The sequence below is a fragment of the Xanthomonas sp. DAR 35659 genome, from assembly GCF_041242975.1.
GTDB lineage: Bacteria > Pseudomonadota > Gammaproteobacteria > Xanthomonadales > Xanthomonadaceae > Xanthomonas_A > Xanthomonas_A medicagonis.
Genome location: NZ_CP162488.1, coordinates 3,298,356 through 3,324,150, shown reverse-complemented (window position 1 = coordinate 3,324,150; position 25,795 = coordinate 3,298,356). Strand labels below are relative to the sequence as shown.

Annotated in this window: 11 protein-coding genes; 10 read left to right on the top strand and 1 reads right to left on the bottom strand. The window is 69.0% G+C overall.

Annotation, left to right across the window (positions count from 1 at the left end):
* Positions 1–57: 57 nt before the first annotated feature.
* Positions 58–1,014: an IS1595 family transposase gene (locus AB3X07_RS13815; protein ID WP_369939173.1), complete on the bottom strand. Its 957-nt coding sequence runs from the start codon at positions 1,012–1,014 to the stop codon at positions 58–60.
* A gap of 217 nt (positions 1,015–1,231) precedes the next feature.
* Between AB3X07_RS13815 and AB3X07_RS13810 the strand changes: the two genes are divergently transcribed.
* The 10 genes from AB3X07_RS13810 (at position 1,232) to AB3X07_RS13765 (ending at position 25,732) form a co-directional block, all read left to right on the top strand.
* Positions 1,232–1,540 carry a flagellar basal body protein gene (locus tag AB3X07_RS13810; protein ID WP_369939171.1) on the top strand — a complete coding sequence of 103 codons (309 nt, stop codon included), beginning with the start codon at positions 1,232–1,234 and terminating at the stop codon, positions 1,538–1,540.
* 150 nt (positions 1,541–1,690) lie between these two features.
* Positions 1,691–4,060: a Tat pathway signal protein gene (locus tag AB3X07_RS13805; RefSeq protein WP_369939170.1), complete on the top strand. Its 2,370-nt coding sequence runs from the start codon at positions 1,691–1,693 to the stop codon at positions 4,058–4,060.
* Positions 4,061–4,394: 334 nt separating this feature from the next.
* A complete protein-coding gene (locus tag AB3X07_RS13800) occupies positions 4,395–7,226 on the top strand; it encodes a TonB-dependent receptor domain-containing protein (RefSeq protein WP_369939169.1) in 2,832 nt (943 codons plus the stop codon).
* The gene (locus AB3X07_RS13795; RefSeq protein WP_369939168.1) at positions 7,223–11,554 is read left to right on the top strand and encodes an Ig-like domain-containing protein; all 4,332 of its coding nucleotides are present in this window, start codon (positions 7,223–7,225) and stop codon (positions 11,552–11,554) included. The genes AB3X07_RS13800 and AB3X07_RS13795 overlap by 4 nt, the downstream gene beginning before the upstream one ends.
* Positions 11,551–13,143: a family 43 glycosylhydrolase gene (locus AB3X07_RS13790; protein WP_369939167.1), complete on the top strand. Its 1,593-nt coding sequence runs from the start codon at positions 11,551–11,553 to the stop codon at positions 13,141–13,143. Before AB3X07_RS13795 ends, AB3X07_RS13790 begins: the two co-directional genes overlap by 4 nt.
* A 16-nt stretch (positions 13,144–13,159) precedes the next feature.
* A complete protein-coding gene (locus AB3X07_RS13785; RefSeq protein ID WP_369939166.1) occupies positions 13,160–15,505 on the top strand; it encodes a DPP IV N-terminal domain-containing protein in 2,346 nt (781 codons plus the stop codon).
* Positions 15,506–15,871: 366 nt separating this feature from the next.
* Complete coding sequence (locus AB3X07_RS13780) at positions 15,872–18,772, top strand: TonB-dependent receptor plug domain-containing protein (protein WP_369939165.1); 2,901 nt, start codon at positions 15,872–15,874, stop codon at positions 18,770–18,772.
* Positions 18,773–18,985: 213 nt separating this feature from the next.
* A complete protein-coding gene (locus tag AB3X07_RS13775; protein ID WP_369939164.1) occupies positions 18,986–21,397 on the top strand; it encodes a beta-L-arabinofuranosidase domain-containing protein in 2,412 nt (803 codons plus the stop codon).
* A gap of 245 nt (positions 21,398–21,642) precedes the next feature.
* Entirely contained in the window at positions 21,643–22,176 is a 534-nt protein-coding gene (locus AB3X07_RS13770) for a hypothetical protein (protein ID WP_369939163.1), read from the top strand.
* Positions 22,177–22,888: 712 nt separating this feature from the next.
* Positions 22,889–25,732, top strand: coding sequence for a TonB-dependent receptor (locus AB3X07_RS13765; RefSeq protein ID WP_369944764.1), 2,844 nt, complete (start codon positions 22,889–22,891; stop codon positions 25,730–25,732).
* Positions 25,733–25,795: the final 63 nt, after the last annotated feature.

Genomic DNA, 25,795 nt, shown 5'->3' with positions numbered 1-25,795 from the left:
AAACCTAGGCAGCATCACCAGCTGAGACACAGCGCTAATCAGGTCCCGAGGGCCTGATTAGCGCTGTGTCTCAGCTGGCATACGCAGTTGCCGCTCTGTGAGCCGTCCCGTGCTGGCCAAGGCACGGGCCAGGCGCGGCACCATGGCCGCCAGGTTGAAGCGGCGGTTGAACCGATAGGCATGCGCGCGCAGGTAGCGCGCGCCGTATTTCGGGAAGTCCACCGCATGGTGGGTACCGCTAAGCGCGGTCTTGAGATTGCCCAGGATCGTATTGACCCACCGCAGACGAGGCTGCTGGGCGCCTTTGCGGCCGCCTCCGGTCACGATGGCATCGTGTGTCAGGCCTGCCCAGCCCACACCTGTGAACGCTGTCAGCCCATCACTGACGACATGGGTGCCCGGTGCCAGTGCCTGCTGGGCCCACGTGTTCACGACGCTTCTCCGGAAGCTGGAGACCACGTCCAGGCGCAGATGGCGCGGGCGCCCTTGATGCAGGGAAACCGCTGCGATAAACGGCACCTTGTTCCGCCACTGCGGTTCTCCTGGGCCACCGGCGCGTTCGCCGCCCAGATAGGCATCATCGATCTGGACCTCTCCCTCGAGCCGCCGTGACTGCTCACGATCGGCCATCGCCGACATCAGTTTGTGCTTGATCCGCCATGCAGTGCGATAGCAGACGCCCAACTGCCGAGCCAGTTCCAACGCAGCAACTCCATTCTTGGCTTGGCTCACCAGATAGATGGCCAGCCACCACGCTCGCAAGGGCAGTTTGGTGTCTGCCATGGGCGTGCCGGCGGTCAAGCTGGTCTGTACCCTGCAGCGCGTGCATTGCCACAGCTGCTGGTGGCCTCGCTCAAAACGACTGGCATGGGTGTGACCGCATTGCGGGCACACGAAGCCAGCAGGCCATCTGGCCTGAATCAACGCCTCGACACATTGCGTCTCGGAGCCGTAGCGGCTCAGAAAAGCCGGAATCGAAAGCCCCTTCTGGAACTGGATCCGATTGAACGTCATCGCCGTATCTCACTGAAGATCCTGCATTTCTAAACCTAGGCAGCATCACCAGCTGAGACACAGCGCTAATCAGGTCCCGAGGGGAGAGGGGCTTTGGCTATCGGCGCCGACGCGTCTGCTCTTGCGAATCCCCATTCCCGATTCCCGAATCTCCACCACTAAAGTCCCCGCGAGATCGGCCGATATCCCGGCAAGTCTCCCTGCGCCCCGGCCCATCATGACCGCCATCGCCCCCGCTTCCTCGATCGCGCTGTCCGGCATGCGCGCCGCGGCGTCCGGCCTGCAGGTGCGCGCCAACAACGTCGCCAACCTCGCCACCGACGGTTTCCAGCGTGCGGTGCCGGTGCCGCAGGCGGCGGCCGGTGGCGGGGTGGTCGGCCAGGTGCAGGCCGCGGGCGGGCAGGGCAGCGATCTGGTCGACGACATGGTCGGCGCGGTGTCCGACCGCACCGCGTTCCAGGCCAATGCGCGGGTGCTGCGCGCGGCCGACGACAGCATCGGCAGCCTGCTCGACGTACTCGCCTAAGCCGCGTCACGCGCCGTCGCGCCCCGCGCCACGGCGCCGCCGCGCCTGCGCCGCTGTGCGGTTTTCCGCATCGATCCTCGGCACAGCGCACAAGACGCTGCGACGCCTGCAGCGCACGATGCAACGATCGCAGCGTATCGGGGACAGTGCATGGATCGGAGAGACTTCCTGCGGCAGGGAATGGCGGTCGGCGCGGTGGCCGGCGTGCAGGCGCTGGCTGGCCCTGCCGCCGCCGCGCCAACGGCGGGCACCGCCGCACACGCGTCCGTCGCGGCACCGCAATTGCGACCGCTGGCCACCGATGCGCTCGCCGGGCATACCCTGCAGTGCCGTTTCGTCGAGGCCGGGGCGTCCTGGGCGGTGTACGAAGACCTGCGCCAGCCCGATGGCGACCTGACCCTGCTAGGGCCGGGCGGCGCGCTGGTCCTGGGCAAACGCACCGAGCCGGTCTTTCCGGCCGCGCAGGCGCCGTACTTCGGCATGCAACTGGCCGAGGTGGCGATGGCCGAGGCCGACCTGCTCGCCGAGCGCCTGCTGCGCGATGGCGATCCGCGCATGGACGAGGTGCGCGATGCGGCGCCGCCGCCGGCCTCGCAACTGGATCCCAAGGACTACAACGGGCGCCTGCCGTGGACCACCTTCGTCGGCACGCGCGATTGCGCCGACACCATGCCGGTGTATCCGGACGGACGCACCCGCTGCTATCGCGCGCTGCATGCCTTCCCCGAACTGGGCAAGGCCGAGCTGGTGGCGCGTCGCCACGAGGGCCTGCTCGGCGGCTGGATGCCGGCGGTACGCAAGCGGGTGCCGGCCGGCGAGGGCCGCTACTACGACGTGCTGCTGTTCGCCGACGTGCTCGCCACCGATCGCTTCATCGTGCAGACCTGGCACCGCAGCGCGCTGGTCGAGCACGGTCAGGTGACCAAGGTGGTGTACGGCTACAGCTATCCCGACTACCCGCCGCGGCGCGGCCCGCGTAGCGCCGAGGACTTCTACCGCGGCCTGCTCGCCTTCGCCGGCTACTGGCAAGGGCTGCTCGCCGATACCGTGCAGGCGCAGCTGCCCGATGCCAGCTGGAGCGACATGGCGCGCTTCGCCTTCGCCCGCGAACTGGTGGTGCGCCCCGGCGGCACCTATCCGAAGTACGGCGCGGTCGACCGCGACTACTACGGCAACGAGTACGACGGCTTCCAGGACACCTTCACCAGTTCGCTGTACGCCAACCTGGAATGGGGCCGCTTCGCCCAGGCCGGCGCGGTGCTGGATGGGTACTTCAGCGACTTCGTGCAGGACGACGGCATGGTCAACATGCGCGGCGCCGAGACCGGCCAGTTCGGCCTGACCCTGTCGCTGCTGGCGCGCTACCTGCGCTACACCGGCGATGCGGCGCTGCTGCGCAAGCATCGCGGCAAGATCGCCGCCACCGCGCAGATCCTGCTGGAACTGCACGACGCCAGCCTGAAGCTGCCGGCGACATCCCCGGGGCACGGCCTGATCCACGGCTGGAACGAATCCGATGCCTGCCTGTTCCCGGATCCGACCCTGTGGTGGAAGCCGTACTACGCCAACAGCGCGCTGGCGATCCGCGGCTGGGAGGACCTCGCCGCGGTGTGGACCACCATCGCCGGGGCGGGCGCGCAGGCCACCGCGGCGCAGTGGCGGCGGCGCGCGCAGCAGCTGACCGCGCAGTTGCACAAGACCTTGCGCGCCAATGTCCGCCGCGATCTGCAACCGCCCTACATCGGCCCGCTGCCCGGCGTGAAGCTGACCTTCCGCCAGTCGCTGCAGCAGGAGAGCCCGAGCGAGCAGGGCTGGCCGCACCGCGCCTACGCCGAACTGCTGCAGGCCGACGTGCTGCCCGACGATCTCGCGCACCTGGTCATCGACTGCGTGCGCGGCCATGGCGGCACCAGCCTCGGCGTGGTCGGCAACATCGCGCCGCCCACGCCGGAGGGACGCGACCTGCTCGGGTTCATTTCCTATGGCTATGCGCAGCAGCTGCTGCGCCTGGACCGGATCGAGGAATACCTGCTGTTCCTGTACGCGCACCGCTACCACGTGCACACCCGCGGCAGCTGGACCGCCGGCGAGGTCAGCGGCATCACCGGCGGTATGCCGCTGTTCTGCATCCCCGCGCAGATGACCATCCCGCTGCTGCTGCGCTGGATGCTGGTGTTCGAGGACAGCGCCGGCGAGGCGCTGTTCCTGGCCCGCGCGCTGCCGCGCGAATGGCTGGGCAGCGGCGAGACGATCGCGATCGTCGCGGCGCCGACCCGCTGGGGCGCGGTGTCGCTGTCGCTGCGTGCCGATCCGGCGGCCAAGCGCATCGCCGGCCGCCTGACCCTGCCGGCGCAGGCGCCGCCGCGTACCTGGCTGACCCTGCGCGTGCCAGCCGGCACGCGCCTGCGCGAGGTCGCCATCGACGGCCGCGCGGTGGCCCTGTCGGGGCCGCGCAACGAGCGCGTGCAGGTGCCGGCCGGCGCCGCCGGGCAAATGACGATTTCGGCCGCCTACGGCTGAGTGGCGAAAAAGTCGGAAACGTCCCGCCGCGCGCCGCGCAATGCGCTATTCCGCACGTTTTCACGTTAAATACGTCAAGACGGGGCCTTAACGCTACGCGCACATTGTGGCCGTGCAATGAATTCTCCGGGGGAGATTCCTGCACGAAACCGTGTCGCACGCCGCGTGTCTTCGGATGCCCGGCGGCGCACGCGGCGGTGGGCGCCTCGCACCTGTCGCCGCGTTCGCGGACACGTCCTTCCGTACTCGCCACCGAACGCTGGCGACAGGGACGGCCGCCCGGGTGGGGTGCCGGCCCGGCCGCTCGTCATGCCTCGTCGCCCAGGAGATTCCGATGTCGTCTTTGCCCGAACGCGTTGCGCCGTTGTTCCCGTCGTCCTGGCGCCGCGCGCAGCGGCCGCGGCCGCTGGCGACGGCGATCTGTACCGCCTTGAGCCTGGTCGCGGCGGCGCCGTGCGCGCTGGCGCAGGACGCCACCGCCTCCGATGCGGCGACCACGCTGGAACGGGTCACCGTGACCGGCAGCCATCTGCGCCGCGTCGATGCGGAAACCGCCAGTCCGGTGATCACCATCGACCGCCAGCGGATCGAGGACAGCGGCCAGAACACGCTCGGGCAGTTGCTGCAGCAACTGCCGGCGATGGCCGGCAACATGCCCAACATCGCGCTCAACTCCGGTTTCAGCCACGGCCGCGCGCTGGTCTCGCTGCGCAATCTCGGCGCCGAACGCACCCTGGTCCTGGTCAACGGCCACCGCATGGCCGGCCCAGCCAGCAGCGTGTCCGCCGCGCCCGGCGTGGACATCAACGCGATCCCGGCGGCGATGGTCGAGCGCATCGAAGTGCTGACCGACGGCGCGTCCTCGGTGTACGGCTCCGATGCCATCGCCGGCGTGGTCAACATCATCCTCAAGGACAAGTACGACGGCGCCGCCGCGACCGTGGACTACGGTCAGAGCACCCACGGCGACGGCAACCGCCGTTCGCTGGGCGTGGAATGGGGCAAGACCTGGGACCGCGGCGGGCTGATCCTGGGCCTGAGCCGCAGCTCGATGAACGCGCTGTACGACGAAGACCGCAGCTACGCCAGGACCGCGGTGAACTATCTCAACGGCCAGGTGGTGGAGCGCCGCGGCAACGGCACCCGCGCGTTCCTCGGCGACGGCAGCGTGCTGACCCCGAACAGCGGCCTGGCGCCCGGCCCGGTCGATGCCGGCGATTTCCACCCCTACAACGCGGCGGTGGAAGGCTACAACTCCTACTTCGGCCAGTACCTGATCACCCCGGTCGAGCGCACCAACTTCTCCGCGCACGCCAGCTTCGACTTCACCCCGAACGTGCAGGGCTACCTGGACATGTTCTGGACCCGCAGCGAGACCACCTCGCAGCTCACCGCCTACGGCCTGGAGCTGCCGAACGCGTCGCAGAACTACTACAACCCCTTCGGCAGCAGCCTGTCGCGCTACCTGCTGCGCTCGGTGCCGGCCAACACCCGCGTCTATTCCTCGACCATGTACCAGACCAACATCGTGGCCGGGCTGCGCGGCAAGTTCGCCGACACCAACTGGCAATGGGACGCGGCGGCCGGCTATGCGCGCTACAAGGACACCCTGGTGCGCAACGGCTTCTCGATCACCTCGGCGCTGAACAACGCGGTCGGCGCCTCGTTCCTGGACAGCGACGGCGTGGTCAAGTGCGGCACGCCCGGCAACGTGATCGCCGGTTGCACCCCGATCAACGTGTTCAATCCGGACGATCCGGCCACCATCGCCGGGATCAAGGCCACGCAGAGCGCGGTGGACCTGATCGACGAGAGCACCATGAAGTTCGCCGAGGCCAGCATCAACGGCGACCTGTTCGCGATGCCGGCGGGCATGGTGCAGGCCGCGTTCGGCCTGTCGTTCCGCAAGAACGGCTTCTCGCAGGGCACCAGCAATCCGGTCGCCGCCGCCGATGCCGAGGGCAACTGCGACTACAACGACGGCTGCATCATGAACCAGGGCCACGACGAGACGATCAAGGAAGCCTACGCCGAGGTGCTGATCCCGCTGCTCAAGGACGTGCCGGGCGCGCAGGCGCTGAACCTCAACCTGGGCACGCGCTATTCCAAGTACGACTACTGGGGCAACACCACCAACAGCAAGGTCGCGCTGGAATGGCGGCCGATCGACAACCTGCTGATCCGCGCCACCGGCTCGGAAGTGTTCCGCGCGCCGGCGCTCGGCGACCTGTACGGCTCGCCGTACAACACGGTGGTCGATGCCAGCGGCGACTACACCGATCCGTGCAAGGGCTACACCGGCGGCGGCAACGCCGCGGCCTGCGCCAACGTGCCCACCGACGGCAGCTTCACCAACACCGCCTCGTTCACCGTGCTGACCACCGGTTCGGCCAACGCCGGCTTCGCGATCAAGCCCGAGAAGGGCCGCTCCTACAACATCGGCGCGGTCTACGATCCGGGCTGGGCCGAGGGCCTGTCGCTGAACCTGGACAGTTGGCGGGTGACGCTCGACGACATGATCAACGGCGTCGGCCTGGATCAGGTGTTGCAGAATTGCTACGACGGCCAGAGCGCGTACTGTCCGTTGATCCAGCGCAACGGCAGCGGGCAACTGGTCAGCGTGACCGTGCCGTTCGCGATCAACAGCGGCAAGGTCGACATCCGCGGCTACGACATCGGCATCAAGTACGCGCTGCGCGATACCGCCTGGGGCAGCTTCCAGGCCGGCGTGGATGCCACCTTCCTGTCCAGCTACACGTTCAGCGGCGACAGCCACAACTACGTCGGCGAGACCTCCAGCTACGGCAACATGCCGCGCTGGCGCGCCAGCTTCAACCTGGGCTGGGACAACGGCCCGTGGCATGCCAGCTGGAACACGCGCCTGATCGGCCCGACCACGGTCGGCAGCGCCTACGAGGACTTCTGCGTCAACACCGCCGCCGACGGCAGCTGCGTCTATTTCCGGGTCGGCACGGTGACCTACCACGATGTCTCGTTGAGCCGGAAATTCGAGAGCCTGCACACCACGCTGTCGGCCGGCGCCAACAATGTCGGCAACCGCAAGCCGCCGCAGTACTACGGCTATGCGAGCGCGGCCAACACCGACGCGTTCACCTACGACACCTTGGGGCGCTACTTCTGGGCCCGGCTCAGGACCGAGTTTTGAGGCTGCGCGCAGGCGCCGCGGCACGGCGGCGGCCGCGCGTCGCCGCCGTCTTGCTCGCGGCGTGGCTGAATGCGGCGTGCGGCACGGCGGCGGCCGGTGACCTCGTCTCGGCCGACAGCGAAGGGCTGCAGGCCAGCAACGCCGCGCTCGGCGAACCGCGCTTCAAGGGCACGCCGACGCCGATCCCCGACAGCGGCGTGGCCTTCGCGCCGGGCAGGCATCTGCAACGCGTGTTCGCCGCCGACCTGGCGGCCGGTGCCGGCACTGCGCCCGGTACCGATTTCTGGATCGACCGCATGCTCGCGCGCAGCGGCACCGGCGGCGGCTTCGACGACAGCAACAACTGGCTGTTCACCCGTGGCCGCGCCGCGTACATGTACACCCACCGGCCCGAGCAGCCCGGTTTCGTCGGCGACGTCGCCTACGCGCACAAGACCGGCCACGATGCGCTGTTCCGGCTGCAGGCGGAGATCGACGGCAAGCCGCTGCAACTGGTCGAGGACAGCGCGCAGCGGCGGCAGACGCCGAGCTATTTCAGCAGCGTCTACACCGATGCCGCCGCCGGGGTGCGGCTGCGCCTGGTCAAGTTCATCAGCGCGCAGAACGTGGCCGTGGCTGAGGCCACGCTGTCCAGCAGCGACGGCGTGGCGCGCACGCTGACCCTGCGCGCCACCTCGCCGATGGCCACGCATGCCGACGGCGCCGAACTGACCGGCGCGTTCACCACCCACAACGCGATCACCACGGTGTTCCCGCGCCTGTCCGGCGACGGCTTCGCGGTGGATGGCGGCGGCATCGCGCGCCGCGTGACGCTGCCGGCGCACGGCGAGGCGGCCACGCTGAAGGTGCAGCTCGGGCTGGTCACGCGCGAGCTGCCGGCGTCGCTGCAGGAGTACCGGCGCATCGCCGCGCAGACGCCGCGGCAGGCGTACACCGAGCACGTGGTCGCCTACAACCGCTGGTGGGCCGACAACTTGCCGTACCTGGACACGCCCGACGACAACATCGACAAGACGCTGTTCTATCGCTGGTGGCTGCTGCGCTTCAATTTCCTCGATGCCGCGGTGCCCGGCAACGACTACCAGTTCCCGGTGGCGATCGAGGGCGTGCTCGGCTACGACAACGCGATCGTGCTGACCACCGGCATGTTCATCGACGACCTTAAGTACCTGCGCGATCCGGTCTATGCCTACGGGTCCTGGCTGGGCGCCGGCGAGACCGCCGGCGGCGGCAAGTACGTGGACAATCCCGGCGCGCCGGAGAACTGGTCCAATTCCTATGCCCAATACCTCAGCGCCGCCGCCTGGCGCGCCTACCAGGTGCATGGCGGGCCATCGGCGGTGGCCGGCACGCTGGCGCGCTACGCCAGCGCCGACGTGGACGCGCTGCTACGCGCCTACGACCGCAACGGCAACGGCCTGATCGAGTACGACTGGGCCGCGATGACCGGCAACGATGCCGACGCGGTGTCCTTCGACTGGGCCAAGCGGCACGGCCAGATCCGCATGGACCGCAGCGAGAGCGCCTACGTCTACGCCAATGCGCAGGCCGCGGCGCAGGCCGCGCAGCTCGCCGGCGACCAGGCCACCGCGACCCGGATGCAGGCGCTGGCGGCGAAGATCCGCCGCGCCGTGCTCGATGTGCTCTGGCAGGATCGCAGCGACCTCGCCGACGGCATGGGCCTGCACGGCGACCTGCTCAAGCAGCGCCAGGCCGACGGCGCGCGCTTGCCGGTGGACTGGAAGGAGACCAACAACTACTACCCGTTCAGCGTCGGCCTGATGCCCAAGCAGGGCGACGCCGACTACGACCCGAAGTACGTGCGCGCGCTGCGCCTGTTCGCCGATGCCCGCCAGTACCCGATCTTCCCGTTCTACACCGCCAACCAGGCCGACCAGCAGGCGCGCGGCGACGGCGGCAGCAACAACTTCTCGGTGATCAACTCCACCGTGGCCTTCCGCCTGCTCGGCAGTGCGCTGCGCGACTATCCCAGCCCTTACCTGGACGCGTCCAGCTACCGCAAGCTGCTGTACTGGAACGCCTGGGCGCACTACATCGACGGCGACAACCGCTATCCCGACCAGAACGAATTCTGGGCGCAGGGCAGCGCCGCCGACGGCGGCCGCATCGGCTACCGCTCGTGGATCCACCACACCCAGCTCGGCGCCACCAACTTCACCGTGATCGAGGACGCGATGGGTTTGCGCCCGCGCAACGATGCCAGGATCGAGCTGTATCCGATCGCCATCGGCTGGGACCACTTCGCCGCCGACGGCCTGCGCTATCGCGACTGCGACCTGTCCATCGTCTGGGATCGCGACGGCCGGCACTACGGCGGCGCGGTGCCCAAGGGCTATTCGGTGTACTTGGATGGGACGCTGGCGTTCACCGTCGATCGCCTCGCGCACGTGCTCTACGACCCGGCCAGCGGCCAGGTGCAGGCGCTACCGGATGCGGTCAACGCGGATGCCGCGCAGGTGCGGATCCTCGCCGCGCACGCGCGGGCGCTGCAGGCACCGGCGCAAGTGCGCTTCGCCGCCGAGGCGCGGGTGGCGGCGGTGCTGGCCGACGCCGGCGTGGACACGGCGTTGCCGGCCGGCGCGCGCAACCTGGCGCAGGGCGCGACGGTCAGCGCCAGCTACGCCGCCGACGGTTTCCCGGCCGCCGCGGCGGTGGACGGCAGCACCGCCAACGAACCGTTCTGGGGCACCGCCGGCTCGCCCTCGCGCAGCGACTGGATCGAGCTGGACCTGGGCCGGCCGCAGCGGCTGGACGACGTGCGCCTGTACTTCTACCGCAGCTCCTCGCCGCCGGGCGAGCAGCACGGCTTCCCTTCGGGCACGCGCGCCGGCTATGCGCCGCCGTGGCTGTACCAGTTGCAGTATTTCGACGGCCACGCGTGGGCGGCCGTGCCCGGCCAGGTACGCGATGCGCCGATCGCACAGGGCAACCGCAACCGGGTGCGCTTCCCCGCGCTGCGCGTGCAGCGGCTGCGCGTGCTGGTGACCCATGCCGGCGCGCTGCGCACCGGGATCAAGGAGATCCAGGCCTATGCCAGCGGCGCGCGGGAACCGGCGGCCAAGCCTAACCAGGCGCCGCACGTCGAGGCCTGGCAGCAGGATGGCGTCGGTGGCGGCGCGCTGCGTGTCGTTGGCCGCGTCGGCGACGACGCGCTGCCGAACGGCACGTTGGCGCTGCAGTGGCGCGTGCTGCAGGCACCGCCGGGTGGCGCGGCGATCTTCGAGGAACCGCAGGCGGCCAACAGCAGCGTGCGCTTCACCGCACCTGGCGCCTACACGCTGCGCTTGCAGGCCGACGATGGCGCGTTGCAAGGCCATGCCGACGTGGCCGTGGTCGCCGCGCCGATGCCGGCAGGGCAGGGCCTGGAAGTGCAGGGCGAGGCCGAGGCCAGCGCGCAGGTCACCGCCGGCCACCATCGGCTGCAGGCGCTCAACGACGGGCTGCTGCCCGCGCCGGATCAGGTGCCGTCCGCGGACCGGCGCTGGGGCAGTTGGGGCCGCGTGCAACCGGCGTCGGTGTGGGTGCAGTACCAATGGCGGCAACCGCAGCGCTTGAACGGAGCTGCACTCTACTTCTGGGACGACCAACCCGATGGCGGCGTGGCGCCGCCGCGCGCGTGGAAGCTGCAATACCGCGATGGCGCGCAGTGGCGCGACATCGCGGTGCGCGGCGGCTATCCGGTCGCTGCGCGCGGCGAAGCGAGCCGCGTGGCGTTCGCGCCGGTGGTCACCACCGCATTGCGCGCGGTGCTGGACACCGCGGTGCAGGGCGACGGCCATGCCGCGGTCGGCCTCGACGAATGGCAGGTGTTCGCCGAGCGCGCCACGGCGGTCGAGCCGATCGACGTGCGCGTGGCGCCGGGCGAGATGCCGGCGCTGCCGCAGCGCATCGCCGGCTATTTCGCTGACGGTAGTTGGGCCTGGCTGGGCGTGCGCTGGCCGCAACTCGATCCCGCCGCGCTGGCAGGCGAGGGCCGCGTGCAAGTGCAGGGCCTGGCCGATGGCGGCGTGCCGGTGAGCGCCAGCATCTGGGTGCGCGCCACGGCGCCAGGCCAGATCAACACGGTGCAGGCACTGCCGCCGCTGCACGTGCGCGTCGGCCAGGTGCCGGCGCTGCCGCCATTCGTCGGCGTGCAGTACAACGACGGTTCGCGCGAACGCGTACCAGTGCAGTGGCCGCCGTTGTCGCCGGCGGCGTATGCCACGCCGGGCACGTCCAGTCTCGTCGGCAGCGCGCAAGGGCGTGGCGGCAGCGGGCAGTTGCCAGTGCGGCTGCAGATCGTGGTCGACGCGGCGGTGGCGCCATGAGTCCGCGCCGCGCCGCTTGCCTTGCCCGGCGCATCCTCGCCTGCTTGCTGTTGGCGTTCGCCGTTGCCGGCGCGCAGGCGGCGCCGTTGCCCGCACGCAGCGTGCACAGCGCCGGCAATCCGATCCTGGCCGATGGCCGCGATTATTCCGCCGATCCGGCGCCGCTGGTCGCCGACGGCAAGCTGTACATCATCGCCGGCCGCGACGAGGCGCCGCCCGACGTCAACGACTTCGTGATCCAGCGCTGGCAGATGCTGGTGACCGACGATGTCGGCAGCGGCAACTGGACCCACTATCCGTCGCTGCTGCGCCCGGAGCAGGTGTTCGCCTGGGCCGCCGCGGGCCGCGCCTATGCCGCGCAGATCGTGCAGGGGCCGGACCGGCGCTACTACCTGTACGCGCCGGTGCAGGAGAAGGCGTCGCCCAACGCCGATCCGTTCGCGATCGGCGTGGCGGTCGCCGACAGCCCGCTGGGGCCATGGCGCGATGCGCATCCGCAAGGGCCGATCCTGTCGCAGTCGTTGCCGGTCAGGAATACGATCCAGAACATCGACCCGACCGTGCTGGTCGACGACGACGGCCGCGTGTACCTGTACTGGGGCACCTTCGGCAAGCTGTTCGGGATCGAGCTCGAACCCGACATGGTCACGCCCAAGGGCACGGCGGTGGCGGTGACCACGCTGGACGGCTATTTCGAAGCGCCGTGGCTGTTCAAGCGCGACGGCACCTACTACATGGCCTACGCCGGCAATCGCGCCGGGCCGACCTCGGACTGCACGCCGACGCTCTACCACGCCTGCATCGCCTACGGCACGGCGCCATCGCCGCTGGGGCCGTGGACCTACCGCGGGGTGATCCTGCCGCCGGTGTCCTCCACCACCTCGCATTCGGGCATCGTGCAGTTCAAGGGCCAGTGGTATCTGGTCTACCACACCGCCGATGCCAAGGGCGGCGGCCATTTCCGCCGCAGCGTGGCGATCGACAAGATGGAATGGGACGACACGCAGCGGCCGGCGCGGATCCGCCGGGTGGTCGCCACGCGCGCGCCGCAGCCGCCGCTGCCGCCGCAGCGCAACGTCGCCCGCTACGCCCACGCCAGCGCCTCCAACGGCCCGGACATCCCGCATCAGTACTGGATCGCCGCGCTCAACGACGGCGTGGTCAAGCGCAACCCGCTGCCGCCGCAGATGTGGGGCAGCTGGACCGCGCACAATCCGCCGCAGCACTGGATCCAGTACAGCTGGGCGCAGCCGGTGACGCTGCAGCGCGGCCGCATCGTGTTCTGGGCCGATCATGCGCCTGGCGCCAACGAAGGCGTGGCGCCGCCGGCGCGCTGGCGCCTGGAGTACCGCAGCGATGGGCAGTGGCGGCCGCTGGCGCAGGCGACCGGCGCGCCGGTGGCCGACCGGGTGCAGACGCTGCGGTTCGCGCCGGTGACCACGCGCTGCGTGCGTGCGGTGTTCGACGCGTCCGGCGGCGATGGGCGCTACGCCGCCGTCGCGGTGCAGGAATGGGAAATGTGGGCCACGCGCGCGCAACGCCTGGCGCAGGCCGACGCGACGGCGGCGCAGCGCTGCGACGATCGATGAACGGGAGAGTGGGGTGATGCAAGTGCAGTGTGGACAGCGCAGTGGGTGCAGCCCCCGTTGGTTGCGCGGCCGCGGGCATGCCGCGATCGCGTTGCTGCTGCTCGCGCTGGCGCCGTGCGCGGCGGCCGCGCCGTCGGCGGACGACTACGGGAACGCACAGGCGCTGAGCCGCCGCTACGAGGCGCTGGTCGATCGCGAACCGTCGCAGCCGGTATGGCTGGATGCCGGACATTTCCTGTACCGGCGCTCGGTGGCACGCGCCGGTGCGGCACCGGCGATCGAGTACCGGCGCGTGGGCGTGGAGAGTGGCGACAACGCGCTCGCCTTCGATCATGCGCGCCTGGCCGCGGCGATCTCCGCCAGCGGCGCGCCGCCGGTCGATGCGACGGCCTTGCAGCTGACCGAGATCACGCTGAGCGAGCATCAGCTCGACTTCGAACGCGAGCGCGTGCGCTGGCGGTGCGCCTTGCCGGACTACCGCTGCACGCGGACCGACCTGGGCGCGCCCGAGCCGGATGCCTACGACATGCGCATCCCGCTGAAGCAGGGGCCCGCGTATGCGCAGGCCTCGCCGGACGGCAAATGGCGTGCCTGGGTCGAAGCCGGCAATGTGGTGGTCGCCGCGGCCGCCGGCGGGGCGCTAACGGCGCTCAGCCGCGACGGTAGTGCCGCCGCGTACTACGCGGCGGACAGCATCGCCTGGTCGCCGGATTCGACCCGGCTGGTCGCCTACCGGGTCACGCCGGCCCCGGTGCGCACGGTGTACTACATCGAATCGGCGCCGCCCGACCAACTGCAGCCCAAGCTGCACGAGCAGGCCTACGCCAAGCCCGGCGATGCGTTGCCGGTGCTGCAGCCGGTGCTGTTCGACCTCGCCTCGCGGCGCGCGCAACCGGTGCCGTCGACGCTGTTCCCCAACGCCTTCACGCTGAGCTGGCCGCAGTGGCGCCGCGACGGCAGCGGCTTCACCTTCGAATACAACGAACGCGGCCACCAGCGCTACCGGGTGATCGAGGCCGACGGGCGCAGCGCGCAGGCGCGCACCCTGATCGAGGAGACCTCGCCGACCTTCGTCGAATACTCGGACCTGAGCGGCAGCAACGAAAACGGCGGCAAGCGCTATCGCCACGATTTCGCCGACGGCGCGCGCATCCTGTGGGCCTCCGAGCGCGATGGCTGGGAGCATCTGTACCTGTACGACACGCGCCGCGCCACCGCGCCGCGCCAGCTCACCCGCGGCGACTGGGTGGTGCGCAAGGTCGATCGCGTCGACGAAGCCGCGCAGCAGGTCTATTTCATGGCCGCTGGCATGCGCCCGGGCGAGGATCCGTACTACCAGCACGCCTACCGCATCGGCCTGGACGGCCGCGGCCTGACCGCGCTGACGCCGGCGCCGGCCGATCACCAGGTGGTCTATTCGCCCGACGGCCGTTGGCTGCTCGACCTGTATTCGCGCGTGGACCTGGGGCCGGTGCTGGAACTGCGCCGCAGCGACGACGGCGCCTTGGTGCGCGAGATCGAGCGCACCGACCTGTCGCGATTGCTGGCCGCCGGCTGGCAGCCGCCGTTGCCGCTGCATGCGCCGGGCCGCGACGGCAGGACCGAGATCTGGGGGGTGATCCATCGTCCGCAGGGGCTGGATCCGCAACGCCGCTACCGCGTGGTCGAGGACATCTATGCCGGCCCGCACGGCTCCTTCGTGCCCAAGCGCTTCAGTGCGCGCGTGCCGGCGTTGACCGCGCTCGGCTTCGCGGTGGCGCAGATCGACGGCATGGGCACCAACAACCGTTCGCGCGCCTTCCACGACGTGGCCTGGCGCAACCTCAAGGACGCCGGCTTCCCCGATCGCATCGCCTGGCACCGCGCCGCCGCCGCGCGGTATGCGTGGTATGCGGCGGAGCAGGGCGTGGGCATCTACGGCACCTCCGCCGGTGGCCAGAGCGCGCTCGGCGCGCTGCTGTTCCATCCGGAGTTCTACGTCGCGGCGGTGTCCAATTCCGGCTGCCACGACAACCGCATGGACAAGATCTGGTGGAACGAACAGTGGATGGGCTGGCCGGTGGGACCGTGGTACGCGGCCTCGTCCAACGTCGACAACGCCTGGCGCCTGCAAGGGCATCTGCTGCTGGTGACCGGCGACATGGACCACAACGTCGATCCGGCCAGTACCTTCCAGGTCGCCGATCGCCTGATCAAGGCCGGCAAGGACTTCGATCTGCTGGTGGTGCCGGGCGGCGATCACGGCGCCGGCGGCGCGTATGGCCAGCGGCGGCTGCTGGATTTCTTCGTGCGCTGGTTGCAGCAGGCGCCGACGCCGGACTGGAACCGCCAGCCGGCCGCAACGGAGGCGGCCGCGCGCTGACGCAGGCGCCGTGCTTGCCGGCGTTGCCATGCGCTGCAACGGATCGACAGATTTCCACATCAAATGTGATGTTTTTGCACAAGACGTTGCGCACGCAGGCATGAAACCCTGCAAGTGCGATGCGCAGTGACGCGTACCGCACTTTGCGCCGTGCGGGGATGCACGGCTTTCATCGATCGATGCCGGTCTTCGCCGCGTTGCCCAGCGGCGAAGTGGCGTCGTGCGGCCCGGATCCATGCGGGCCGTCCAACCGAGAGACACTTCATGCGCCACGTCCGCCTGCGTTCCCTTCTTCCGGTTTCCTCTTGCGATCGACGCGTGCAGGGGCGCACGCGGCTATGCGGCGCGATCGCCCTGGCATTGGCCGTGGCGCTCCCCGCCGCGGCGCAGGAGACGACGGCGGTGCGCGACAAGGCCGGTACCACCGCCGAGGGCAGCGACAGCGCCGCGGCCGATGCCAAGACCCTGGACAGCGTGGTCGTCACCGGCTCGCGCATCCGCCGCAACGACGCGCTGGACGGGCCGACGCCGCTGACCGTGGTCGGCGCCGAACAGATCCGCGCCGCCGGCTATACCGAGATCGCCGACGTGGTGAACCAGTTGCCGAGCCTGGCGCTGACCCAGACCAACCAGACCGGCAACCTGGCCGGCAATCCCGGCATCAATGCGCTGGACCTGCGCGGCATGGGCACGCAGCGCACCCTGGTGCTGGTCGACGGGCGCCGCCAGGTGCCGGCGATTCCCGGCACCTCGGCGGTGGACGTCAGCAATATCCCCTCCAGCCTGGTCGAACGCGTGGAAGTCATCACCGGCGGCGCCTCGGCGCTGTACGGCGCCGATGCGGTCACCGGCGTGGCCAACTTCATCCTCAAGAAGGATTTCCAGGGTCTGGATGCCAGCGCCCGCTACGGCGCGTCCAGCCGCGGCGACATGCGCAGCACCAGCTTCGACGCGCTGTTCGGCCGCAACTTCGCCGACAACCGCGGCAATTTCACCGTGTACGGCTTCTACGAACGCGAACCCGATTCGGTGTCCGGGCAGGACCGGCCATGGACCGCGATGGGCTATCCGATGTACACGCGCAACAACCGCAACCAGCGCTACTGGATCTCCGACAACAACCGCAACATCAACAACGCCGAGGACGCACAGCTGATCCTGGGCGGGCGCCACTACGCGATGACCGCCGATGGCCGCCTGCGCGCGCCGGTCCTGGGGCCAGGCGGATACGTCAACGCCTCGCCACTGAGCCTGGCCAACCCGGTCGATGCGCTGGGCAGCCTGCTCACCGACGGCGGCGAATACGGCGGCCGCTACGATTCGTGGTACCTGTCGGTCCCGTCGGACCGCTTCTCCAGCCGCGCCACCTTCAATTTCGATGTCAGCGACAGCCTGCGCCTGTTCGCCAACGTCGGTTACTCGCAGACCAGCTCGCGCTCGGCCTGGCGCGCGTTGAGCGCGTTCGGCAGCGAGGCGGTCCCGGCCGACAGCCCGTTCATCACCGACGAGATGCGCGCGGCCAACGGCGGCACCATCACCGACGGGGTCTACTTCGCCCGCCACTTCGACGACGAACTGGGGCAGGGCGGCAGCGAATACCGGCGCCGGCTGCTGCAGGGCGTGGTCGGCCTGGAAGGCGACTTCAGCCTGGGCGGGCGTGCCTGGAACTACTCCGCGTATTACTCCTATGGCCGCACTCGCCAGCGTACCCGCGACATCGACACGGTGGCCTACGACCGCTACTACCTGGCGGTGGATTCCACCACCGCCGCCGACGGCAGCGCGATCTGCCGCAGCACGCTCGACGATCCGGGCAACGGCTGCGTGCCATTGAACCCGTTCAAGCGGCTGACGCCGGAGGAGATCGCCTATATCCGCTACACCTCGGACTGGGCCACCACCACGATGACCCAGCAGGTGCTGTCGGCCTATGCCTCCGGCGGCATCTTCGACCTGCCCGGCGGCGAGGCGCAGATTGTGTTCGGCGGCGAATACCGCAAGGAACGCAACGACATCGGTGCCATCGCCCAGTACGATCCGGCCAACCCCGCCTACGACGCCTCGCTCGGCACCACCCAGTTGCCGTTGCGCGGCCAGTACGACGTCAAGGAGCTGTACAGCGAACTGCACCTGCCGCTGCTGGCCGGCAAGCCGTTCGCCGAGCGCCTGGGCGTGGATGCGGCGGTGCGCGTGTCCGACTACAACACCGCCGGCCGTACCGTCACCAACAAGTTCGGCATCGACTGGTCGCCGATCCGCGACATTACCCTGCGCGGCACCTACGGCAAGGCGGTGCGCGCGCCCAACATCGGCGAGCTGTACACCGCCAGCAGCATCGGCGGCATGTGGATCACCGATCCGTGCAACACCTACAACCTGCGCTACCGCAGCGACCAAAGCCAGTACGCCGCGGCCAACTGCGCGCAGCTCAACCCCTCCGACAAGTCCACCTACTGGCTGTACCGCGACATCATCACCAAGGGCAACCTGGACCTGGCCAACGAGACCGCCAAGACCCGCACCGTCGGTATCGTGCTGCGGCCGCGCTTCCTGGAGGATTTCTCGCTGTCGGTGGACTACTACAACATCGACCTGCGCGGCGCGATCGATTCGTTCCCGGCGCAGACCATCGTCAACAAGTGCGTCGACGCGCCGACCCTGGACAACCAGTTCTGTTCCTTCGTCGGCCGCGATGCCGGCGGCAACCTGCTCGACGTGATCACGCAGAAGCTGAACCTGTCGCGCTACCTGACCCGCGGCGTCGACTTCGCCGCCCAGTACCGCTACGACCTGGCCGAGCACTGGGGCGATAACGCCGGCGCGCTGTCGTTCGATCTGAACTACACGCGGTTGATCCGCCAGGACTACACGCTGGATCCGGACCAGCCGGACAACGTGTCCCGCTTCGCCGGCGTGTTCGGCTCGCCGCAGTGGAAGGGCGTGCTGCGCACCACCTGGTCCAACGCGCACGCGGGCGCGACCTGGTCGCTGCGGCACATCTCCAAGATGCGCAGCAGCACCGAGATCACCGATACCGACTATCAAAAGGTGTGGACCGGCAACGTGTTCTACAGCGACGTGTCCGGCTACTACCGGCTCAAGTCGGGGCTGGAGTTCTTCGGCGGCATCACCAATGCCTTCGACCGCGCGCCGCCGCGGGTGCCGGGCGCGGAGGCCGGTGGCGCCAATTTCGAACTCGGCTACCACGCCGGCGTGTACGACGTGATCGGGCGGATGTACTACGGCGGGATCCGCCTGGCGCTGTGACGGCCGCGTGCCGACCTTCGGGATTCGGCACAAATCCGCATCTGTGCGCGGCCGTGGCGACAAGACGCGCTGGCGCGACGATGACACAGTGGTGACAGGCCGCCTTGTCGTGGCCGCGGTCGGAGCTGCCGGCCGCCGCCCAGCAAAGGAGCAAGCCATGTACCGTCGCCTATCCTCGTCGTGCCTCGTTGCGATCCATCCGGGTGCTGCGCGATGAGCCCCGGTTTCGATCATGCCCACGGCGCGAACCGCGCACACCCCGCCGAGGCCGACGCGGCCGCGTTGGACCCGTCGCGGCGTCGTTTCCTGCAATGGAGCGCGCTGGCGGTGGCCGCCGGGCTGCTGCGCTTCCCGTTGGACGCGGCGGCTTCCAGCGCCGGTCGCGTGCAGGCGGTGCCGTTGCAGCAGGTCACGCTCAAGCCCTCGCTGTTCCTGGATTCGCTGCAGACCAACCGCCGCTACCTGCTGGAACTGGAGCCGGACCGGCTGCTGCACAATTTCCTGCAGTACGCCGGATTGCCGCCCAAGGGCGCTGTCTACGGCGGCTGGGAAGGCGACACCATCGCTGGCCACACCCTGGGCCACTATCTCAGCGCGCTGGCCAAGATGCATGCGCAAACCCGCGATGCGGAGTTGCGCACGCGCATCGACTACATCGTCGCCGAACTGGCGCGCGCGCAGGCACGCGACCCGGACGGCTACGTCGGCGGCTTCACCCGCAAGAACGACAAGGGCGAGATCGAAGGCGGCAAGGCGGTGATGGAGGACGTGCGCCGCGGCATCATCAAGGGCAGCAAGTTCAACCTCAACGGCAGCTGGTCGCCGCTGTACACGCAGCACAAGCTGTTCGCCGGCTTGCTGGACGCGCACGCCCTGGCCGGCAGCACGCAGGCGCTGGCGGTGCTGGTGCCGGTGGCCGGCTACTTCGCGGGCGTGTTCGACGCGCTCGACCACGCGCAGATGCAGACCCTGCTGGACACCGAGTTCGGCGGCCTCAACGAGTCCTACATCGAACTGGGCGCGCGCACCGGCGACGCGCGCTGGATCGCCGTCGGCAAGCGCCTGCGCCACGAGAAGGTGATCGACCCGGCGGCGGCCGGGCGCGACGCGCTGCCGCACATCCACGCCAACACCCAGGTGCCCAAGTTCATCGGCGAGGCACGCCAGTTCGAGGTCGCCGGCGATGCCGACGCGGCCGCGGCGGCGCGCTTCTTCTGGGAAACGGTGACCGCGCACTACAGCTACGTGATCGGCGGCAACGCCGACCGCGAGTACTTCCAGGAACCGGACACCATCGCCGCGTTCCTGACAGAGCAGACCTGCGAGCATTGCAATAGCTACAACATGCTCAAACTGACCCGGCACCTGTACCAGTGGACCCCGCAGGCGCGTTACTTCGACTACTACGAGCGCACCCTGCACAACCACATCATGGCCGCGCAGCATCCGGGCACCGGCATGTTCACCTACATGACGCCGATGATCAGCGGCGGCGAGCGCGGCTACTCCGACAAGTTCGATTCGTTCTGGTGTTGCGTCGGCAGCGGCATGGAGGCGCATGCGCAATTCGGCGATTCCATCTACTGGCAGGACGCCGCGTCGCTCTACGTCAACCTGTACATTCCCTCGACCCTCGACTGGCCCGAGCGCGACCTGGCACTGGAACTGGATAGCGGCGTGCCGGACAACGGCAAGGTGCGGCTGCAACTGCGCCGCGCCGGCGCGCGCACGCCGCGGCGCCTGGTGTTGCGGTTGCCGGCATGGTGCCAGGGCGGCTACACCCTGCGCCTCAATGGCAAGGCGCAGCGCGGCACGGTCGCCGACGGCTACCTGGCGCTGGAGCGCGATTGGCGCAGCGGCGATGTGATCGAACTGGACCTGGCCATGCCGCTGCGCCTGGAGCACGCCGCCGGCGATGCCGAGACGGTGGTGGTGATGCGCGGGCCGCTGGCGCTGGCGGCCGACCTGGGGCCGGTCGCGGCGCCCTACGACGCACCCGACCCGGCGCTGGTCGCCGCAGCCGATCCGTTGGCCGGCTTCGCCGAACTGCCGCAACCCGGTCACTTCCTGTCCGGCAGCACGCAGCCGCCAGGACTGACCTTCGTGCCGTTCTATGCCCAGTACGAGCGTCGCAGCGCGCTGTACTTCAAGCGCATGGCGCCGGCGCAATGGGCGCAGGAAGCGGCGCGGCGCGCGCGCCAGCAGGCCGAGCACGACGCGCTGCGCGCCAGCGCGGTGGACATGATCCAGTTCGGCGACGAGGCCTCCGAACAGGCGCACAAGCTGCGCAGCGATACCTCCTTCGGCGGCGCCTACCGTCGCCAGCTCTGTCGCGATGTGCGCGGCAAGGGCTTCGTCGAATTCCAGATGCGCGGCAGCGCGCAGCCGCTGGCCTTGCGCCTGCGCTTCTGGGGCAGCGACAAGGGCCGCTTCAACATCCTGGTCAATGGCAAGCTGGCGGTGGAAGTGCAGGTGGAGCGCGGACAGGTGATCGACTTCGTCGATCGCGACTATCCGTTGCCGCCGGCGCTGACCCGCGACGCGGCGCAGCTCACCTTCCGCATCGAGCCGCAGCACGGCGACACCGCCGGGCCGTTGTTTGGCGGCTGGCTGATTCCGGCTTAGCGGCGACCGATCGAAGCGGCGCTACACCGCTTGCGGGCGTCGCAGTGCGCGTCGATCTGTCGTGGGCGGGCCAGGAGCTTCCGTCCTTGCATGCACTGTCCAGCCTTCGGCAGCGCGGCGTCGGCAACAGGGCCGGGTCGCGCTTCCGTCCGGGGCGCATCGGGTGATACGGTGGCCGCCCCTGGGGGAGCGGGTGGGTTGCATGGTCCGCCGCACTCGTCGCTTCGATGACACGCGTGGAAGGCATGACGATCTTGGCAATGCAGTCCCATCTCGATGCGACACGCGCGCACGGTTGGAGCGTCATCGCGCGAGAGCCGCCTGGGTCAGCCCCGGGCATCCCATGGCTGCCGCCGGTCGCGTTCGAGCGATTGCCTAGCGACTACGCGGGCTTCCTGCATGCGTACCGCGCCTTCGGCAATGCAGACGCCACCGCTTGGTTCCTGATGCTCGAGGACTATGCGGGAGCGACGGATGCGTCCTTCGCCTGGGACGAATTCGAAGCGCAAAGCCTGGCGGCCGCACTGGATGAGGAAGCGCGGGAAGAGATCAGGCGCTTCTGGCGCCGGCACCTGCCGATTCTCATCTCCTTGAAGGATGGCTACTCCTTCCTCGCGCTGGACCTGTCCGAACCTGGTTCTGCGCCGGTGATGATCGGCAGCGCGCCGGAGTACGAGGATGTCTCGCCGTTCTGTCGGTCCATCGAGGAGCTCTTCGCGATGGTGTCCGCGCATCTATGCGGACAGCGTCCGCATCCCGTGCTCGATCGATTGCTGTAGCGCGTGGTGGTTTCCGCGGCTTGACCTCTGGGGGCGCCTGGACGGTGTCCGGTGAGTGGACGCCGGTGTGACTCAGCCGCCGGAGTTCGATCCCGAGTCTTGGAATGGGTGGTGCCTCTGCAGGCCGCGGCACGTGCTGTCGCGCATTGCATGTCTGTGGTGTCGCGATTGTGTTTCATGCACGGATACACATTTGCCACATGTCGACACAACGACCCTTCTAGCTGACGTACAGCAGCCGGAAAGCCGTTGACGCCACCATAGGGATCGCGCGCGCGGCAACGAAACCATGCGTTCTTCCGCATGCAGATGCGCTAATTGCGACAAGACGACGGCCGCGTGGCAGGGCACATTGTGGCCACAGCGTTAAGGCGTGATGACGTTTGCTTTTCGCACGACGTGCCCGTGCGCGGAACAGGAGCCGCCACTACCGTTCGCCATTCACCGCAGCACCGGGGATCTACGCACGCCTAGCGTGCGGAGGACCGCAAGCATCCCCGAGCGTGCGTCCGGTCCTCACCCAGGACCGTGGCGCAGATGCGCAGTACGGCGGCGCCGTCGACGCGTCGCTTTTCCGTTCGTTCCGTTCGCTGGCGCAAGCCGGCGTGGAACCGTTCGGCCCATCACTTTGCCCATGCCGTTTTGTCGCCATCGCCAGGAGATCTCCATGCCGTTCTCGCAAGCCAGCCATCCTTTCCACCATCGCGGCCCGATGCCGCAGCCATTGGCGCTGGCGGTTATCGCCGCGTTGTCGCTGAGCGCCGCCTGCCCGGCGCTGGCGCAGGAGGCGGGCGCGGGCGACGGCAAGACCCAGACCCTGGACAGCATCGTGGTCACCGGCTCGCGCCTGCGCCGCGTCGATACCGAGACCGCCAATCCGGTGGTGACCATCGACCGCGCGCAGATCGAGGCCACCGGCAAGGCGACCCTCGGCGACCTAGTGCAGGAACTGCCGTCGATCGCCGGCAACGCGACCAATCCCAACACCAACAACGGCGGCGGCACCGGTGCGTCGACCATCTCGCTGCGCGGGCTCGGCGACAAGCGCACGCTGATCCTGGTCAACGGCACGCGCCTGGCCAGCAACGACGTCAATGCGATCCCCGCGACGATGATCGAACGCGTGGAGGTGCTCAGCGATGGCGCCTCGGCGGTGTACGGCTCGGATGCGATCGGCGGCGTGGTCAACTTCATCCTGCGCAAGAGCTTCGACGGCATCGAGGCCAGCAGCGATTTCGGCACCAGTTCGCGCAGCGACGGCAACCGCCGTAATTTCTCGCTGACCGCCGGCAAGACCTGGGACCGCGGCAGCGTGATCGCCGGCCTGTCCTACCACGACATCGATCCGGTCTCGGCCGGCGAGCGCGGCTATTCCAAGGACGCGCTGTCGCTGATCGGTGGCGAGGTGGTGAAGCAGGGCTCCTCGGCCACGCCGACCGGCAGCATCAGCTTCAACGACGGTTCGGACCAGGCCAAGGCGCTGGCGGCCAGCAACGGCTGCGGGCGCGTGACCTTCAACGGCGGCAGCAGCAGTCCGACCAACGTCAGTCAGTACCACTGCTACGTCGCGTCCACCGACTCCTACAACTACCAGCCGTACAACCTGCTGCAGACCCCGCAGGAACGCACCAATGCCTTCATGATCGGCAACTTCCGCTTCAACGACCACCTGGAAGGCTACGTCAACACCTACTTCAGCAAGACCAGCTCGGCGTCGATCATCGCGCCGATCCCGATCTTCGCCAACGGCGACAACTACCTGGTGTCCTCGGCCAGCTACTACAACCCGTTCGGGCTCAACTTCGGCACCGATCGCAGCACCGGCCAGTCGTACAACGACTTCAACAGCCGCGCCACCGTACTCGGCAATCGCCGCTACGAATACAACACCTACAATTTCCAGATCAATCCCGGCCTGCGCGGCAGCTTCGGCGACAGTTCCTGGCAGTGGGACGCCAGCATCAACTACGGCAAGGTCAAGCAGAAGTCGACCAACAACGGCTTCCTCGACTACGCCGGCTTCAACGCCGCGGTCGGTCCTTCGTTCCTGGACAGCGACGGCACGGTGAAGTGCGGCAGCGCCGGCGCGGCGATCGCCGGCTGCACGCCCATCGACATCTTCAACCTCAACAGCCCCAGCAACCTGGCCGCGCTGCAGGCGCTGGTGGTCAACCCGATCGTCACCAGCGTGTACCGCGTCAAGCAGTTCGAGGCCAACGCCAACGGCAACCTGTTCGACCTGCCGGCCGGCACGGTGAGCCTGGCCGCCGGCGTGTCCTACCGCAAGGAGAGCACCTCCACCGCCGCCGACCCGCTGTGGACCGGCGACGAGAACGGCATGTGTGGCGTGATCGAGTACTGCGCCACCGTGCTCGGCGGCAGCTTCAGCGTCAAGGAAGCCTATGCCGAAGCGCTGTTCCCGCTGCTGGCCGATCTGCCCCTGGTGCATTCGTTGAACCTGACCATCGGCAGCCGCTTCTCCGACTACGACTCGGTCGGCAGCAAGACCAACAGCAAGGTCGCGCTGGAATGGCGTCCGATCGAGAACCTGCTGCTGCGCGGCACCGTGTCGCAGGTGTTCCGCGCGCCCAACATCAACGAGCTGTATTCGGGCGTGGTCGGCGACTCGGCCACGGTCAACGACCCGTGCAACGGCTACACCGGCGGCCACGAGGGCGCCTGCGCCAACGTGCCCACCGACGGCAGCTACCAGCAGGCCGACAACCAGGTCGGCGCCAAGGCTTCCGGCGCGGTGGTCGCCGGCTACCAGCTCAAGCCGGAGACCGGCAAGTCCTACGACTTCGGCGTGGTCTACGATCCAGGCTGGCTGGACGGCCTGTCGATCAGCGCCGACCTGTGGCGCATCGACCTCAACGACACCATCACCACCGTGTCCGCGCAGACCGTGTTCAACCAGTGCTACGCCAACTCCGGCAGCGCCTTCTGCGCGCTGATCCACCGCAACGACAACGGCACCATCAACTACGTGGCCGAGCCCACGGTCAACCTCGGCAAGCTGTGGGCGCGCGGCGCCGACTTCAGCCTCAACTACCGCCTGCCGGACACCGCCTGGGGCAGCTTCACCGCCGGCCTCAACGGTACGTACACCATCCGCTACGACGTCAACCCGGACAGCACCGACCCGAACACGGTGACCATCCACAACGCCGGCAAGTACACCCAGGCCTACGGCAACTTCCCGCGCTGGCGCGCGCTCGGCACCCTGGGCTGGAACCTCGGCAACTGGAGCGCCAACTACCGCATGCGCTACATCGGCGCCACCGAGATCGGCAGCGCCGACGCACGGCAGAACCTGTCGGCCGACGTCGGCGAGGCCGGCGTGGTGCGCGGCATCGGCGCCTACGTCTACCACAGCGCGCAGGTCGGCTATCAGTTCGCGCAGTGGCGCACCCGCGTGGAGTTCGGCGTGGACAACCTCACCGACAAGCAGCCGCCGCTGTACTACGCCAACAACGTCGGCAATGCCAATACCGACGTGGCGACCTACGATTTGCTCGGACGCTACTACTGGGCTCGGGCGACGGTGAAGTTCTGAAAGGCGGATTGGGTGTGGCCGCTGCCATGGCAGCGGCCTGCCGCCATGCTGGCGATAGGGCAG

Bases quoted from the DNA above. Each gene is read 5' to 3' on its own strand.
- AB3X07_RS13815 (WP_369939173.1), bottom strand. From the start codon at position 1,014: ATGACGTTCAATCGGATCCAGTTCCAGAAGGGGCTTTCGATTCCGGCT.
- AB3X07_RS13810 (WP_369939171.1), top strand. From the start codon at position 1,232: ATGACCGCCATCGCCCCCGCTTCCTCGATCGCGCTGTCCGGCATGCGC.
- AB3X07_RS13805 (WP_369939170.1), top strand. From the start codon at position 1,691: ATGGATCGGAGAGACTTCCTGCGGCAGGGAATGGCGGTCGGCGCGGTG.
- AB3X07_RS13800 (WP_369939169.1), top strand. From the start codon at position 4,395: ATGTCGTCTTTGCCCGAACGCGTTGCGCCGTTGTTCCCGTCGTCCTGG.
- AB3X07_RS13790 (WP_369939167.1), top strand. From the start codon at position 11,551: ATGAGTCCGCGCCGCGCCGCTTGCCTTGCCCGGCGCATCCTCGCCTGC.
- AB3X07_RS13785 (WP_369939166.1), top strand. From the start codon at position 13,160: ATGCAAGTGCAGTGTGGACAGCGCAGTGGGTGCAGCCCCCGTTGGTTG.
- AB3X07_RS13775 (WP_369939164.1), top strand. From the start codon at position 18,986: ATGAGCCCCGGTTTCGATCATGCCCACGGCGCGAACCGCGCACACCCC.
- AB3X07_RS13770 (WP_369939163.1), top strand. From the start codon at position 21,643: ATGACGATCTTGGCAATGCAGTCCCATCTCGATGCGACACGCGCGCAC.
- AB3X07_RS13765 (WP_369944764.1), top strand. From the start codon at position 22,889: ATGCCGCAGCCATTGGCGCTGGCGGTTATCGCCGCGTTGTCGCTGAGC.